The sequence below is a fragment of the Sphingomonas sp. BE138 genome, from assembly GCF_031456125.1.
GTDB lineage: Bacteria > Pseudomonadota > Alphaproteobacteria > Sphingomonadales > Sphingomonadaceae > Sphingomonas.
Map to the genome: position 1 here is coordinate 440,037 of NZ_JAVDUC010000001.1, position 17,091 is coordinate 457,127.

General features: G+C 68.9%; 8 protein-coding genes. 4 read left to right on the top strand and 4 right to left on the bottom strand.

Translation table 11 applies throughout. The annotated features are described in order from the left end of the window. The first annotated feature begins 215 nt into the window (after nt 1-215). Entirely contained in the window at nt 216-3,185 is a 2,970-nt protein-coding gene (locus tag J2Y58_RS01915) for a TonB-dependent receptor (RefSeq protein WP_310097876.1), read from the top strand. Nucleotides 3,186-3,316: 131 nt separating this feature from the next. Here the strand turns inward: J2Y58_RS01915 and J2Y58_RS01920 are convergent, their stop codons facing one another. The 3 genes from J2Y58_RS01920 to J2Y58_RS01930 are packed head-to-tail and all read right to left on the bottom strand — an operon-like array spanning nt 3,317 to nt 8,039. After that, nucleotides 3,317-4,900: an alpha-L-fucosidase gene (locus tag J2Y58_RS01920; protein ID WP_310098348.1), complete on the bottom strand. Its 1,584-nt coding sequence runs from the start codon at nt 4,898-4,900 to the stop codon at nt 3,317-3,319. A gap of 44 nt (nt 4,901-4,944) precedes the next feature. Then, complete coding sequence (locus J2Y58_RS01925; protein WP_310097878.1) at nt 4,945-5,763, bottom strand: SGNH/GDSL hydrolase family protein; 819 nt, start codon at nt 5,761-5,763, stop codon at nt 4,945-4,947. Then, nucleotides 5,760-8,039 carry a glycoside hydrolase family 31 protein gene (locus J2Y58_RS01930; protein WP_310097881.1) on the bottom strand — a complete coding sequence of 760 codons (2,280 nt, stop codon included), beginning with the start codon at nt 8,037-8,039 and terminating at the stop codon, nt 5,760-5,762. Before J2Y58_RS01930 ends, J2Y58_RS01925 begins: the two co-directional genes overlap by 4 nt. A gap of 361 nt (nt 8,040-8,400) precedes the next feature. Here J2Y58_RS01930 and J2Y58_RS01935 point away from each other — a divergent pair, with 361 nt between their 5' ends. Further along, complete coding sequence (locus J2Y58_RS01935; protein WP_310097884.1) at nt 8,401-10,626, top strand: hypothetical protein; 2,226 nt, start codon at nt 8,401-8,403, stop codon at nt 10,624-10,626. Nucleotides 10,627-10,832: 206 nt separating this feature from the next. Next, complete coding sequence (locus J2Y58_RS01940; RefSeq protein ID WP_310097886.1) at nt 10,833-12,617, top strand: ATP-binding cassette domain-containing protein; 1,785 nt, start codon at nt 10,833-10,835, stop codon at nt 12,615-12,617. A 60-nt stretch (nt 12,618-12,677) separates the two neighbouring features. Here J2Y58_RS01940 and glf read toward each other — a convergent pair whose 3' ends face one another. After that, the gene (gene glf / locus J2Y58_RS01945) at nt 12,678-15,050 is read right to left on the bottom strand and encodes a UDP-galactopyranose mutase (protein ID WP_310097889.1); all 2,373 of its coding nucleotides are present in this window, start codon (nt 15,048-15,050) and stop codon (nt 12,678-12,680) included. Between the two features lie 135 nt (nt 15,051-15,185). Between glf and J2Y58_RS01950 the strand changes: the two genes are divergently transcribed. After that, the gene (locus J2Y58_RS01950; RefSeq protein WP_310097892.1) at nt 15,186-17,063 is read left to right on the top strand and encodes a family 1 glycosylhydrolase; all 1,878 of its coding nucleotides are present in this window, start codon (nt 15,186-15,188) and stop codon (nt 17,061-17,063) included. Nucleotides 17,064-17,091: the final 28 nt, after the last annotated feature.

Below are 17,091 nucleotides of genomic sequence, written 5' to 3' on the forward strand. Positions count from 1 at the left end.
CTGGAGAAAACTATTTTCACGGTTTGGCATATTAATAGGAGTTATTGGATTGACGACATTTTTCACGACAGATATCGCTAACATATCTGCCGCACTCTCCTGTCAGAGGGAGGTCGCGGCCGCTTTTTGGAGAGGATGAGGCGGCGACCGGAGGATCGCGCCCGCTTCTCCGTCGTGACGCTGCCGGCGCGGCCCGGACGCTTAGGGGAAGACGAATGCACACCGAACAGCGCGATACGATGCGGGGCCATGCCCGGCGCATACTCACGGGCGTCTCGCTCCTGACGATGGCGGTGGTCGCGGCTCCGGCACTGGCGCAGGACGCCGGCAAGGCCGGGACCGGCGCGCCTGCCCAGTCGCAAGATGCTTCCCCGATCGGGCAGCAGGGAACGCCGGCCAACGGTTCGCTGCCACGCGATGCCAGCGGCACCGTCGCCGCCGTGCCGCCAGCCGCCGCCGCCACCGTCGAACAGGCCGCCGGACCGGCCGACGGCGGGGGCGACGACATCGTCGTGACCGGGTTGCGGCAGAGCGTCGCCACCGCGCAGGCGCTGAAGTTCAATTCCGACCAGTTCGTCGATTCGATCACCGCCACGGACATCGGCAAGCTGCCCGACAAAAACGTCGCGGAAGCGTTGCAGCGCGTGTCGGGCGTCCAGATCAGCCGCAACTACGGCGAAGGCTCGGGCATCGCGATCCGCGGGCTGACGCAGGTCAAGACGCTGCTCAACGGCCGTGACGTGTTCGGCGGCAGCGGCGGCCGGTCGCTCAGCTTCGAGGACGTGCCGTCCGAGCTGCTGGGCGGCGTCGATGTGTTCAAGAACCCGTCCGCCAAGGAGATCGAGGGCGGAATCGGCGGCATCGTCAACCTGCGCACCCGGATGCCGTTCGACGAGAAGGGCTTCGTCCTGTCGACGACGGTGGGCGCCAACTATTTCGACCTGTCGGAAGATGCGCGGTTCAACGGCTCGGCGCTGGTCAGCAAGACGTGGACCGATACCGGCATCGGCGACTTCGGCGTGCTGTTCGACGTCGCTTACTACGAATCCGCCTTCCGTCGCGACCAGGCGACGATCGAGCCTTATGTCCCGGTGACCGGGATCCCCGGCTATGCCGGCCAGACGTTGTCGATGCCGGTCGGCGCGGGCATCCAGGTGACCGAGGGCAGCCGCAAGCGGCGCGGCTATTATGCCGCCGCGCAATGGGAGCCGGCGACCAACCTCCAGTTCTACGGCACGTTCTTCCAGTCGAACTACGACCTGTACACGCCCAATTACTCCAGCTTCGTCACGAACGGTACGAGCACGGACTTCCTGAACAACTTCCAGCCCAACGCGGGCGGGTTCCGCTTCGACGACGGGCGCTTCGTCTCGGGCGGGTTCAACGGCTTCACGCCCGCCTATTCGGTGCCGCCGTACGTCAACACCGCGCTGAACATCCAGAACAACACCCAGGTCGCGTTCTCGCGCACCAAGACCACCGACTATGCCGGCGGGGTGAAGTGGCAGCCGACCGATCGCCTGCACGTCAACCTCGACCTGCAATATGAGCGGGCGACGGCGGAGGTCTCCAGCTACACCGCCTTCGCGCAGAAGGATCTCGCCGGCTATACGATCGACCTCAGCGGCGACCTGCCCGCGATCTCGTTCCAGAGCGCGCCGGGCACCGGCTCGATCTCCGACCTGTCCGCCTATCGCTTCACCGCGATCATGGACCATCTGGAAGACAGCGTCGCCACGCAGAAGGCCGCGCGGCTCGACCTCGAATGGGACTTCGACGACAGCATCCTGACCTCGATCCAGGGCGGTATCCGCTACACCGATCGCGAGGCGATCAACCGCAGCACGCCGTACAACTGGACCGCGGCATCGCCGACCAACGCCGACGGCACGCCGCTGAACCTCGCCAATCCGATCGCGCTGGGGCAGGTGGCCCCGTACGGCGCGCTGTTCGGCGGTGACGGCGATGCGATCGTCGGGGCGGTGCCCTATGCCTCGGCGCGACTGTTCGACGATGCCGCCGCGGCGTTCCGGACGATCGGCGGACGGGCGATCACCACCTTCGCGCCGCAGGACATCAACACGCAACGCGAGAAGACCTACGCCGGTTATCTCGCCGCGTATTTCAAGGTCGATGCCGGGTTGCCGATCGACGGCAACATCGCGGTGCGTTTCGTGAAGACCGAGAACGAGGCGGCGGGAACCACCCGGCTCAACTATCGCCCGACACTGGATGCGACCGGTCAACAGGTGACCCTGGACCAGCCCTATGCGGCCGACCAGTCGTATACGAAGGTGCTGCCGAGCATCAACCTGCGTGCGCACCTGACCGAGCGGCTGCAACTGCGCGCCGGCGCGTCGAAGGGCCTGTCGCGCCCCGAGTTCTCGCAGCTCAACCCGAACCGGCAGTTCTCGATCGGCTATGCGCAGCTGCTGGACGCGGCCGGGAACGTGATCGGCTACCAGCCGAACGGCACGAACACCGGGTCGGGCGGCAATCCGTCGCTGAAGCCGCTGACCGTCGATCAGGCGGACCTCGCGCTCGAATGGAACGTCGCGCCGACCACGTTCTTCTACGGCACGGTGTTCTACAAGAAGCTGACGAACTTCACGACCTCGCAGGTCTTCGAACAGCAGATCGAGGTGCCCGGACAGGCGGCGCAGACCTTCCGCTACACCGCGTTCGTCAACGGCGCGAAGGGCGAGGTGAAGGGATTCGAGATCGGCGGCAACACCTTCTTCGACTTTCTGCCGGGTCCGTTGTCCGGCCTCGGTGCGCAGGCGAACGTCACCTATGTCGACAGCAGCGCGCCCGGTGCGACCGGCACGCTCCTGAACGGCGACCAGGTGCCGACCTCGCTGCAAGGCCTGTCCAAGTGGAGCTACAACCTCGTCGGACTCTATGAAAAGTACGGCGTGACCGCGCGTGCGGCGTATAACTGGCGCAGCAGCTACCTGTTCGATCCGGCCAGCAACGGTACCGGCGGCGTTCCGATCTACAATCGCGCCTATGGCCAGCTCGACGCGTCGATCGGCTACAACTTCACCCCGAAGGTGTCGGTGACGATCGACGCGATCAACCTGACCCGGTCGCGCTTCGACAGCTATCAATATTACCCCGGCAATCCGCGGAACTTCGAGCTGAACGACCGCCGCTTCGGCATCTCGTTCCGGATGCGCAACTGACGGGGGGGCGGGCGGACGCCCGCCGCGACGTTTCTCCCGCCTGCCCGCCCGCGGTTCGCTCCGCGGGCGGGCATTTTTTCTGGGCAACGCCGCGGCGCCGTCGCGAGCGCCGGCGCCGCAGTGACAATCGCTCAGACCAGTCCGCGCCCGTCGATGCGCAGCACCGGCACGAAGCCCGGAGCGGTTGCCGCCGGCAGGTCGAGGTGCAGCCCGCCGGCGTCGCGACGATGCGGCACCGCGCCACCGCCCAGCAGCGTCACCCGCTCGACCGTCGCGTGCTTCAGCCGGTCGGTACCCAGCGCGGCGATCGACAGCCGCCGCGTCGGCCACGCCAGCGCGAGCGCATAGAGCGCGCCGCGATTGGTGGTGAAGCGTACGTCCTGCGCGGTGAAGGCGGCGGCGGACTGTTCGTTCTGCATGCCGACCTGCAAGCGCGTCGGCCCCTCGCCATAGATGCGCCACGGCCGCGACCCGAAGATCGCCTCGCCGTTCACCGCCACCCATGCCGCCATGCCGTCGAGGATCTTTTCCTCCTCGCGGTCGATCGAGCCGTCGCCGGGCTGCGGGATCGACAGCAGCAGGTTGCCGTTCTTCGACACGACATCGGCAAGCCGTTGGATCACCTGCTCGGCGGTCTTGTAGCTGCGGTCGTTCAGCCGCGCGACGTTGTAGAACCAGTCGCCGATGCACGTATCGGTCTGCCACGGCTCGTCCCACAGATGGTCGGTGAAGCCGCGCTCCACGTCCTGCACGAGGCCGAAGCGCGCATAGGGCTTCAACTGCTTGGCGGTCAGCACCACGTCGATGCTGCCGTGCCATTTCAGCGCGCGGTTGTAGTAATCCGCCGCCGCCTGCAACCCGATCGGCCCGAACGGCAGCTCGTAATCGTCGAAGTAGCAGAAGTCGGGGCGGTACTTCTCCATCAGGTCGGCCTGCCGCAACAGCCAGCGCGCGGCATAGCGCGCGTCGCCGGGCGGGGCGGTTTCGACCCATTGCCCGTCGTTGCGGTCGTGCCAGGCATTCATCGCCGCGACGCTGTCGATCCCGTCGGGCATCACCATGTGACGGCCGGTATACAGCTCCTGCGGGTCGAGCCCGTCCCACCAGCGCCCGCGCCCGTCCTCCCGCCGCAGTCGGTACGCGTCGTAGCGCTCGCCCTTGCGCGGGCCGACCGGATCGTAGCCATAGGCGGTCTGATACCAGTGCCATGCATGTGCGGCATGGTTGGACACGCCGAACTTCAGCCCGGCACGCCGCGCCGCCTTGGCCCAGATGCCGACCACGTCCTTCCTCGGCCCGACGCGCAGGCTGTTCCACGCATGGTAGCGGCTGTCGTAGCAATCGAGATTGTCGTGGTGGCAGGCCAGGCTGACGAAATATTTCGCCCCGGCGCGCTTGTAGCGTGCGATCAGCGCGTCGGGATCCCAATGCTCGGCGGTCCAGCGGCGCTGGATCTCCATCATCCCGACGTCGGCGGGGTGGCCGTACGTCTTCAGGTGATGCTCGTACATCGGGTGACCCTGCATGTACATGAACCGACCGTACCAGTCGCCTTGTTCGGGCACCGATTGCGGACCCCAATGCGACCAGAGCCCCAGCTTGGCGTCGCGGAACCACTCCGGAAAGCGATAATGCTGCACCAGCGACGACCAGTTCGGCTCCACCGGGCCGCGCGCCAGCCCCATCGGGCTTTGCGCGAGCGCGCGCTGCGCCATGCCGCTCGCCGCCAGCCCGGCGAGCAGCGCGCGCCGCGACAGCGTCACGGCCGTGACGCTCCGCCGAGCGTACGGCGGATCGCGTCGAGCGCGAGCGGCCGCATGACGGCATAGCCGGCGGCGGTGGGATGCACCCCGTCGCTGGACAGGCCGGGCTTCATCGCACCCTCCGGCGTCGCCATCGCGGCGTGATAGTCGACAAAGGCATGACCGTTGGCGCGCGCATAGTCGCGCAGCCACGCGTTCATCGCGCGGATCGGCGCCACCGGCTGCTTGTCCCTGGCCCAGGCGAAGGAAGCGGCCGGCGGGATTGCGCCGAGGATCACCTTGATGCCATGCGCGCGTGCCAGTTCGGCCATGGTGGCGATCTGCCCCTGCACCCGCGCCAGCGTGGTTGCGCCGGTGTTGCCGGCGATGTCGTTGGTGCCGGCCATGATATGCACCGCCTGCGGATGCAGGTCGATCACGTCGGCGCGGAAGCGGACCAGCATCTGCGGCGTAGTCTGCCCGCTGATCCCGCGATCGACCAGCCCGCCCTGGAACATGCCCGGATCCAGGTTGATCCAGTTGTCGGTGATCGAATCGCCCATGAAGACGACCTGCACCGGCGTGCCGGCCGCCTTCAGCGCGGCGTTATCGGCGGCGTAGCGGCAATGCTGCCCCCAATCGCGCGCCAGCATGTGGCGGTTCCACCGCTGCCACTCCGCGCCGTCGCGCGGCTTGGGATGAGCGGGGCAGGGGTCGGCCACGATGCCGGTCGGATCGCCGGCCCAGGGGTCGTCGGGCGCCGGCACCTGCGCAGCGGCACCGGCGGTCGCCCCGGCCAGCAGCAGCGCGGCGAGCCGGTACGGCGCGCGCCTCATCGTCCCACCACCTGCACCAGCGCCGCGGCATCCTGCCCGGTCGGCAGCTTGCCGGACGCGGTGAGCCGCCCGGTCGCATCGTTCCAGCGCAGCGTCGCGCTGCTGCCGTTCCTGCCGTCCTTGTAGCCGTTGGTGGTGCCGTCGTCGTCGTACAGCGTGAAGCGTGCGGCGGCGCCCGGATAGACGCGGATGCTCTGCAGCGGCTGGCGCGTCGCGGTGCTCTGCACCGGCACTCCCATCGGCACGATCGATCCGGCGCGCACGAACAGCGGGATGCGATCGATCGGCGTCGGCACCGTCACCGTCTGCCCGCCGCGATGCTTCTCGTTCGTCCAGTAATCGTACCAGTCGGTACCGGCGGGCAGATAGACGGCGCGGCTCGTCTGTCCCTGCTCGGTGACGGGAGCGACAAGGAAGGCGGGGCCGAACATATATTCGTCGCCCATGTCCAGCACCTTGGGATCGTTCGGGAAATCCATGAACAGCGCGCGCATGAACGGCGCGTTCGTCTCCCACGTCTGCCGCCCCAAAGCATAGAGATACGGCATCAGGGCGTAGCGCAGCTTGAGGAACCCGCCCAGCACCGGCTCCGCGGCGCGACCATATTCCCACAGCGCGGTGCCCGGCCGCTGGCCGTGGATGCGCAGCGTCGGCGTGAAGACGCTGTACGCGAACCAGCGCGTGAACAACTCGGGGTAATCGGCATAGTCGGGCGCCATCGCGGTCGCGCCTGCCGGATCGAGCAGCACCGGCTTCTGCGCCTTCGGCCCGTTCGGCCATTGCCAGCCGCCGATGTCGCTGCCCCAATAGGCCATGCCGGTGGCGGTGAAGCCCAGCCCGGCGGGAATCTGGCGACGATACGCTTCCCAGGTCGACTTGATGTCCGACGACCAGAACAGCGCGCCGTTGCGCTGCACCCCGAGATAGGCGGCGCGCGAGAGGATCAGGTTGCGGAGCGTCGGCCGGTCGCGCGCGGAGCCTTCGGCCACGCCGGTGGTGTGCACCAGCGGAAAAAGGTTGTGATAGCGGTCGCCCGACCCGATCGAGTAGAAATAGCCGTCCGGCACCAGATCGGGCTCGGTCTCATCCAGCCAGAACCAGTCGAAACCCTGGCTGCCGATATTGTCGCGCAGCCGGTCCCAGAACCAGGCGCGCGCCGCCGGGTTGGTGCTGTCGATCAGCGCGCCCGCGCGGTCGGAGCGGATCGCCAGCCCATCGGCCGGATGGCCGTCCTTGTCCTTCAGCAGCCAGCCCTTGCTGTCGAGCAGATCGAAATAGCGCGACTCCCGCTCGAAGCGCGGCCACACGCTGATGATCGAGCGCATGCCCATCGCGCGCAGGCGGTCGTTCATGCCCTTGGGATCGGGGAAGTACGTTCGGTCGATGTCCAGCTGCCCCATGCGCGTCCAATAGAACCAGTCGAGCACCATCACGTCGAGCGGCAATCCGCGGCTGCGATAGCCCTCCGCGACGTCGAGCAGTTCCTTTTGCGTCTCGTAGCGTGCCTTGCTCTGGATGAGCCCGAACGCGGCCTTGGGCGGCAGGGGCGTGCGCCCGGTCAGCTTCGCATAGCCCGCGTACAGCTCGTCGCTGGTCTTGCCGGTGATGACGAAGAAGGACACGCGCTCGCCGACCTCCGACGTCCAGCGCGTCGCATTGTGCAGCCCCGGCGATACGGTGGTCACCGACGGATTGTCCCAGACGATGCCATAGCCCTTGTTGGTGACCATGAACGGCACGCACACCGTCTCGCCCGCGGGTGCGTCGTAGTTGTGGCGGCAGTCGATCGTCCGGCCTTTGAGGTCGAGCTGGCCTTCCTGGTTCTGCCCCAGCCCGTAATAATGCTCGCCCGGTACGACCGCGAAGCTGGCGCCGACGCGGAACGTCTTCTCGCCGTTGACGACGTGCGGCGCCAACTCCCACCCGGTCATTTCGGTGACGGTCGCGCCCTGCGCATCGGCGACGCGGATCGACACCGGTGGCAGCGAGGGTGCGAAGTAGCGCTGCATCTGGCTGGGGGCGCCCGGCCACGGCTGCGGCTTGACGGTCAGCGTCATCGCCGACGAGGTGAAGGCATCGCCTTCGGCCCCGGTGCGGTGCGACCAGCCGGCGGCGTCGGGGGCGGCATTCGGGCCGTCTCCCGGCGGCGCCTCGACCTGCCCCCGGTCCAGCGAGATCGTGACGCGGACGATGTTGGGTGCGTACGGTTCGACCGACACCAGGCTACCGTTCCGGTCCACCGTCGCGAGCGGCGTCGCGGCGGCGGTCACCGGCATGGCGGCGACCGCGCACGTCAGGAGCAGCGTGGAGCGGGAGCGACGCGCATGCGCACGGCCGGCAGGACTAAAGCGGAGAAGGGACACGTTCATCCTTTGCAGGGCGGGGGCCTTCGTCAGGCGCCACGATGGTGGAAGAAAAAGGCCAGCGCGACCAGAGCGACGCCGTTACGAGCGCGTCATGAAGCGCGCTACCACGGCGCTGTGCGGCGGCGGCGGCATGGCGCGTGCACGTCCCTGTCATCGCCCGCCCGCCTCCTTCGCGCCTTGCTGCGCCGATAATATATTACTAATCAGACTGGTAGCGGTATCGCAAGTTCCTTTGCGCCATGGGGCGTCACAAGCGGTCGGAGGTGGGGCGATGTTCTTCGGGCGATCACTGGTGCGGATCGCCGCGATCGTCGGTGTCACGGCGGCCACGACGATCGCCGTCGGTCACGCGGCGACCGTCCCGGCCGCGCCCTATGTCTGGCGCAACGTGGCGGTGGGCGCCGGGGGCTATGCGCCGAACCTCGTCTTCAGCCCGGTGGAGCGCGGGCTCGCCTATCTGCGTACCGACATGGGCGGAGCTTACCGCTGGGACGATGCGGCGCGACGCTGGATCGCGTTGCAGGACGACAATGCCGTCTCGAGCTACATGGGGATCGAGAGCGTCGCGGCCGATCCGGTCGATGCCGATGTCGTCTATCTCGCGGCAGGCATGAACGCCGGCCAGCCCGCGGCGATCCTGCGCTCGGCCGATCGCGGGCGTACGTGGCGCGTCGCGCCGGTGCCGTTCGCGATGGGCGGCAACGAGGCGGGACGCGGGCTCGGCGAGCGGCTGGCGATCGATCCCAACGACCCGCGCCGCCTGTTCTTCGGCTCGCGTCACGACGGGCTGTGGCGCAGCGACGATGCCGGCGCGCATTGGACAAAGGTTTCCGGCTTTCCGGCGCCGGGGCTGGGCAGGCCGGCGCCGCGCACCACCCATGGCGGAATCGCCTTCGTCGCGATCGACCCGACCAGCGGGAAGCGCGGCACGCCGTCGCGGCGGCTGTGGGCAGGGCTGGCAGATCCCGGGGCCGGCGCGCTCTACCGCTCGGAGGACGGCGGCGCGACCTGGGCGGCGGCGCCGGCCCCGGCGTTGTACGCGGCCAAGGGGGTGATCGATCCGCGCGGCGTGCTGTGGGTCGGCTATTCCAGCGGTATCGGGCCGAGCGACGCGAAAACCGGCGCCGTCTGGCGCTATAGCGCCGGGGGCGAGGCGCGCGACGTCACGCCGCAGGCGTGGCGCGTCAGCGGAGCGGAGGGCGGCTTCCTGGGCGTGGCGATCTCCCGCTCCACTCCCGGCACGGTCGCGGTCTCCACCATCGACCGGTACCGCGCCGGGGACTCGCTGTGGATCAGTCGCGACGACGGTGCGCACTGGGACGATGTCGGCGCGCGCAGCCGGCGGGATGTGTCCACGACTCCGTTCCTGCTGCACGAAGGCAAGGGCGCGGACTTCGGACACTGGATCTCCGGCCTCGCGATCGACCCCTTCGATCCGCGGCACGTCGCCTATACGACCGGTGCGACCGTCTATGCGACGGGCGCGCTGGGACGCAGCGGGCCGGTCGACTGGGCGCCGTGGTCGGCGGGGATCGAGCAGACCGCAATCATCACGCTGGTGTCGCCCACCGGAGGGGCGCCGCTGATCTCCGGCTTCGGCGATCTCGCCGGCTTCGTGCACGCCGACCTCGACCGCTCGCCACCCCCCAGCTTCGTCGACCCGTACCTGTCGAACACCAACACGCTGGATTACGCGGGCCGGGCGCCACACATCGTCGTGCGCAGCGGCAGCCTGTATGCCGATCGCCCGCGCGACGCGACGCTGGGGCGATCGGAGGACGGCGGCCGCCACTGGACACCGGTGCGCGTGCCGCCGATCGGAAGCCCGCCGGAACGCGACGACCTGATCGGAGAGGCGCCGATCACCGTCTCCGCGGACGGCGCAACGATGGTGGTCGCGACGAACCAGCCGCAGGTGACGCGCGACAACGGCCGCCATTGGGAAGCGGTGCACGGCCTGCCGGGGCGTACCCGCGGTGTGGCCGACAAGGTCGACGCGCGGCGCTTCTACGCGGTGGATGTTGCGGGCGGGCGGCTGCTCGTCTCCCATGATGCGGCAAGGAGCTTCCTGCCCGTCGCCGGCCGCGGTCTGCCCGCCGACCTGACTCCAGCCGGGCGTACCGGGCGCGAGGCGCAAAGCGCGCTGGTCGCGTCGCCCGATCGCGCCGGCGACCTCTGGCTTCAGGCCGGCCGGCGATTGTTCCACAGCCGCGACGGCGGGCAGCATTTCACGCCGGCGAGCGGGCGCCTGTCCGTCGAACTCTACGGTCTGGGACGCGGCGCGCTGTTTGCGATCGGCACGCAGGATGGCGTGCGCGGGATCTGGCGGTCGATCGACGAGGGTCGTCGGTGGCAGCGGATCGACGACGATCAGCATCGCTGGGGAGGCCGCTACCGCGTGATTTCAGGTGATCCGCGGCGCGCCGGGCGCGTCTATGTCGGCACCGACGGCAGAGGCTTGTTCTACGGCGATCCCGATCCCACGTTCGGACGCTGACCAGCGGACGTCCCGCCATCCGCCACCGCCGGTCGTTCAGGCCGGGATGGCCAAGCCGTTCGATCGAAACGAAAATATCGGTCATGGATCGGGCGGCGGCGGGACAATCCACTTCTTCTTAACCATGTCGCGCTAGAAGGCCGGCATCCCGGTCGTCTGCGCAGGCAGCGTCGGGCGAAGTGTCCACATCCTTTCGAGAGATGGCCATGCCCATGTCCGCCGAGCCCGCGCGCTCGTTCCACGTCGTTGCGCGCGCGATCGCGTTGTTGCGTCCCGAGCGGCTGAAGGCCGGCTCGCTGCTGGGCGCGGGCGCGCTGGTCGCGCTGTTGCAGGTCGCCGAGCCGCTACTGTTCGGCAAGGCGGTGAACGGGCTGACCACCGGTGCCGATCCGATGCGCTATGTGGGCATGTGGTGCGCGATCAGCGTCACCGTCTTTGCGGCCGGCGTCGTCATCGCGCTGCTTGCCGACCGGATGGCGCACCGCCGCCGGCTCGCCGCCATGTCGGGCTATGTCGAACATCTCCTCGCGCTGCCGCCGGCCTTCCACACCCAGGCGCGCTCGGGACGGTTGATGCGGATCATGATCTCGGGCTGCGACGGACTGTTCAACCTGTGGCTGCCGCTGCTGCGCGATCAGATCACGAACATCGGGATCCTGACGCTGCTGCTGCCCATCGCATTGCTGACCAACTGGCGGCTCGCGATGGTGCTGCTGGTGCTGATGCTCGTCTATTCCGCGGTCAACCTGCTCGTCATGCGCCACACCGCGACCGGACAGGCGCGCGTCGAGGATCGCTTCACCGACATTTCGGGCAATCTGGGCGACCTGTTCGGCAACGTGACCGTGCTCCAGAGCTTCCTGGCCGTGCCCGGCGAGATGGGCAACGTGCGCCGCTCGCTCCACGACCTGCTGCACGCGCAATATCCGGTGCTCAACTGGTGGGCGGTGTCGGCGGTGCTCACCCGCGGCGCCTCGTCGATCGCGATCGTTTCCGTGTTCGGGATCGGCGCCGCGCTGATCGGGCGCGGGCTCGCGACGATCGGCGACGTGGTGTCGTTCGTCGGCTATGCCACGCTGATGATCGCACGACTGGAGACGGTCACCGGCTTCATCGTCAACATCGCACAGCGGCTGCCGGCGCTGCGCCAGTTCTTCGAGGTGCTCGATCAGCAGAGCCATATCGCCGAAGCCGACGACGCCCGCCCGCTGGCGGTGGCGCACGGCCGCGTCACCTTCGACGACGTATCCTTCCGCTATCCGACCGGGTCGGGCGCGGTCCACGACCTCAGCTTCGAGGTGGCGCCGGGCGAGACGGTGGCGATCGTCGGACCGACCGGATCGGGCAAGTCGACCGCCCTGGGGCTGTTCCAGCGTGCCTGGGATCCCGAGAAGGGCCGCATCCTGGTCGACGGGCAGGACATCCGCGACGTCACGCTCGCGTCGCTGCGCGCCGCGACCGGCGTGGTCTTCCAGGAAGCCGGGTTGTTCAACCGCTCGATCGCGGAGAACATCGCGATGGGCGATCCCGACGCGACCATGGAGCAGATCGAGGATGCGGCGCGCGTCGCGGGTGCCTATGACTTCATCATGCGCAAGCCCGACGGCTTCGCCACCCCGGTCGGCGATCGTGGTGCCGGTCTGTCGGGCGGCGAGCGGCAGCGGATCGCGATCGCGCGCGCGCTGTTGAAGAACGCGCCGATCCTGTTGCTGGACGAGGCGACCAGCGCGCTCGACGTCGCCACGGAGGCGCGGTTGCAGGAGAGCCTGGAGCGGTTGCGCCAGGGCCGCACCACCTTCGTGATCGCGCACCGCCTGTCGACCGTGCGCGCCGCCGACCGGATCGTCGTGCTCGACCAGGGCCGGATCGTCGAGCAGGGCGGCTTCGACGAGCTGCTGGCGGCCGGCGGCGCCTTCGCGAAGCTGGCGCAGGACGGTGGCCTGGCAACGCCCGCCGCGAACGACGACGCCGACAGCCGCGCCGCCGCATGAGCCGCAGGTCATCGCAGCGAGCGGACGTGCGCCGACGCCGCCCTGCTACGGTTCCGTCGCTCAGGCCGCGGCGGGGCTGAGCAGCGGCTCCGCCTTCGACGCGTCCGGCTCGCGCCAGCGCTCCGCCAGCCGACGGTAGGTGGCGAGCGCCTGCCCGACGACCTGGTCCATGTTGTAGTAGCGGTAGGTGGCGAGCCGCCCGACGAAGCTCACACCCGCCTCGGCGATGGCCAGCGCCTCGTAGCGCTTGAACAGCTCCTGATTCTCCGCGCGCGGGATCGGGTAGTACGGATCGCCGGTGGCGCTCGGATATTCGTAGGTGATGCTGGTGTTGGGCGCCTGCTGCCCGGTGAGATGCTTGTATTCGGTCACGCGCGTGTAGGGCACGTCGGGCGACGGATAGTTCACCACCGCGACCGGCTGGTGCCACCCCTGCGCCAGCGTCTCGTGCTGGAAGCGCAGCGAGCGATACGGCAGCTTGCCGTAGCGATAGCCGAAATATTCGTCGATCGGCCCGGTGAAGACGAGATGATCGTGCGGATAGGCGTCGCGCGCCTCGTGATAGTCGACGCCCAGCAGCACGTCGATGTTGGGATGGTCGAGCATCCGCTCGAACATGCGCGTATAGCCGTCGAGTGGCATCGCCTGGAAGCTGTCGGCGAAATAGCGGTCGTCGGTGTTGGTGCGGGTCGGCACACGCGCGGTGACCGACTTGTCGAGCTCGGACGGATCGAGACCCCATTGCTTGCGGGTATAGCCCTGGAAGAAGGTCTCGTAGAGGTCGCGTCCGACCGCAGAGATCACCACATCGGCCGAGGTGCGGACCACCTCGACCGGCTCGGCGCGACTGGCGAGGAAGGCGGCGGCTTCGGCGTCGCTCCCCAGCTCCAGCCCGTAGAGCAGGTTGAGCGTCGTGCGGTTGATCGGCATCGGCACCAGGGTGCCGCGCACGTCGGCGAGGACGCGGTGCTCATACGGCCGCCAATCGGTGAAGCGCGACAGATAGTCGACGATCTCGCCCGAATTGGTGTGGAAGATATGCGGGCCATATTGGTGGATCAGCACGCCGCCCGCGTCGAGATGGTCAAAGGCGTTACCCGCGACGTGCGGACGGCGATCGACCACCAGCACGCGCTTGCCCGAGCCGGCGGCGAGCCGCTCGGCCATGACCGCGCCGGCGAAGCCCGCGCCGACGACCATCACGTCGTAGCGCTCGCGGGTCGTGACGGGCCAGGCGACCGGCGAGACGATCGGCTGGATATGCCGGCTGCGCGCGACCGCTTCGTCGATCAGCGTCGCCATGTCGCGCTGCACCTGGTCCCACGATCCGCGTGCGAGCAGCGCGTCGACCTGCGGCAACCATCGATCGGGCGCGCGCGCCAGCTCGAGCGCGGCGTCGCAGGCCGCCGCGAAGGTCGACGCATCGGCGGCAACGAACACGCCGGGCACGTCACCGTAGCTGCGCACCACGTCGGTCACCGGGGTCGATACCACCGGCCGACCCGCGGCAAGATATTCGGGGGTCTTCGTCGGGCTGATGAAGCGCGTCGCCTCGTTGATGGCAAAGGGCATCAGCGCCACGTCCCAGCCGCGCAGATAGTCGGGAAGCTGGGCATAGTCGCGCCCGCCGGGATAATGGAGGTTGGCGCGACGCGGCAGGTCGTCCGGCGAAATCTTCACCACGGGGCCGAGGATCACGATCTGATAGTCGGGGCGCGCGTCGGCGAGCGCGGCGAGCAGGCCGAGGTCCATCCGCTCGTCGATGACGCCGTAGAAGCCCAGCCGCGGCGCGGGCAGGTCGCGCTGGTCCGCCGGCGTCGCGCCGGGGGCGCGTGCGGCGGCGAAATGCGCGACGTCGACGCTCGACGGAAAGGCGTGCACCGCATCGTGGCGCGTCCGCTTGGCCTCATAGAGGCTGTGGCCGCCGGTGAAGACCAGATCGGCCTGGTCGAGCAGTCGCTGCTCCAGCGGCAGCAGGTCGACCGGCGCGTTCCTGAACTGCGACAATTCGTCCATACAGTCGTAGACGATGCAGTCGGCGGCGAGATGCTCCGAGAAGGGCAGCATCATCGGCGTGTAATACCAGCGGACCACGGGGCCGCGCGGCGTTGCCATCATCGTCTCGAGCAGGTCGCGCAGCATCGCGGACACCGCGGCATCGTCGAGCCCGGCGGGGAGATGCGGGGTGCAAACCGTCACGCCGGTGTCGGCGCAGCGGCGCTGCTCCACCCGAGGTTCGCCGGGCGCTGCGGCAAAGACCGGCTCTTCCCAGAACAGCACCCGTCGCGCGCGGGCGAAGCGGCTCATCAGATGCTGCGGTCGCTGGAAGACGAAGTCCCAACGCAAGTGGCTGAAGCAGATCAATGTGCCCTCGTCGTCATCGGCGGTCGCACGGCGATCCTGGTGCGGCAGGGGGGACGAGGGCAGGGTCACGGAGGAGTCTCCCGATGGTTCGGACACATTGGGAAACTCGGCAACATCACTCTGTGTTCCGGCAGAAGTATTTGATAAACTTGGATCTATACTAAAGATCTTCCCGGCGTTTTTGCACCGCGAAGGAAACGGCGGGTGGGGAAGAACGTTGGCGGCGAGATCGGGCAGAGGAGCCGGAGCGTGCGCGAACTCGAACTATGGGGCGGTCTGGAATGTACCGTCAATCGTATCGGCGATCATTACGCCGATCAATTCGCGCTGCTGGGGCATCGCGATCGCCCCGACGATATCGACCTGATCGCCGATCTCGGGGTCAGTGCGCTACGCTACCCGATCCATTGGGAGATTGTCGCGCCCGAGCGCCCCGAGGCGCGCGACTATGGTTGGTATGACGCGCGGCTGGAGCGGTTGCGCGCACGCGGCGTGGACGTGATCGCGGGGCTGGTCCACCACGGATCGGGGCCGCGGTACACCGACCTGCTCGACGACAGCTTCCCCGCGCTGCTGGCCGACTACGCGCGCGCCACCGCCGAACGTTACCCGTGGATCGACGACTGGACCCCGGTCAACGAGCCGCTGACCACGGCACGGTTCGTTGCGCTCTACGGACATTGGTACCCGCACCGCCGCGACGAGCGCGACTTCTGGCGCGCGCTGATCAATCAGGTCGACGGCACGATGCGGTCGATGGCGGCGATACGCGCCGTCAATCCACGCGCGCGCCTGATCCAGACCGACGACCTGGGTCGCAGCTTCGGCACCGTCGCGACGCGCGATCAGGTGGCGTTCGATAACGTCCGCCGCTGGGCGACGTGGGACCTGCTTTGCGGCCGCGTGGTGCCGGGTCATCCGCTGCACGCGCGGTTGAGCGACATGGGCCTCGCCGCGCGGCTCGACGCGATCGCGGCGGCGCCGTGCCCGCCCGACGTGATCGGGGTGAATCACTACCTGACCAGCGACCGCTTTCTGGACCACCGCGTCGCGCGCTATCCATCCCACACGCACGGCGGCAACGGTCGCCAGCGCTTCGCCGATGTCGAGGCGGTGCGGGTGCTCCAGCCAGGCGCGCCGGGTCTGGCGGGCGTGCTGCGCGAGGCCTGGGCACGCTATCGCCTGCCGCTGGCGGTGACGGAGGTGCACAACGGGTGCACGCGCGAGGAGCAGATGCGCTGGATGGCGGAGGCGTGGGACGACGCGCTGGCACTGCGCGCCGAGGGAGTCGACCTGCGCGCGGTCACCTGCTGGTCGCTGCTGGGTAGCCAGGGATGGAATACGCTGCTGACTGGCGGCGGGCTGTACGAACCGGGCGTGTACGACGTCTCGTCTGGCGTGCCGCGCGCGACCGCGATGGTGCCGCTCCTGCGTGCGCTGGTGTCGGGTGGCGCACGCGATCCGCTGGTCGATGCGCCCGGCTGGTGGCGGCGGCCCGAGCGGCTCGCGTATGCCCCCGTGCCGCGCCCGGCGACCATGGGGGCGCAGCGGCCGGACCGCGATCGCGGTGGCGCCGTGGTGCCGCCGGTGCTGGTGCTCGGGCGCAGCGACGCGCTCGCGCCCCATGTCGCCGCAGCCTGCGCGCAGCGCGCCATCCCGATGGTCTTCGGCGATCGTGACAGCGATGCGGCCGAGGCATGGGCCGTCATCGACCTCGACGGGCACCCGCGCCAAGCCGGCGTGTCGCCTGTGCGACCGCGCTTGCGGATCGAGGCGAACTGGAGCGACGCGCCGACCCGCCCGCCGCGCGGCGCGCCGGCGACGCTGGTGGTTGTCGCCGATGACGTGTTCGCGGCCGAGAGGCCCGCGGTACCGCAAGCGACGACGCCGACCTACGCGCCCGACGTGGTGCGCGCCGCGCTCGACCTGCTGATCGATCGCGCCGGCGGCGAGTGGCGCGTTCGTCACGGACATGCGGGGCAGGAGGTGCCGACGCCCAACCTGCTGTTGCTGCGTCCGTCGCACGAAGCGCTTGCGGACGCGGCCGCGGCAGCCGCCGCGCTTCCGGCGCGGGTCGCTTAGCCCGGCGACGAACGGTCGAACGGATCGC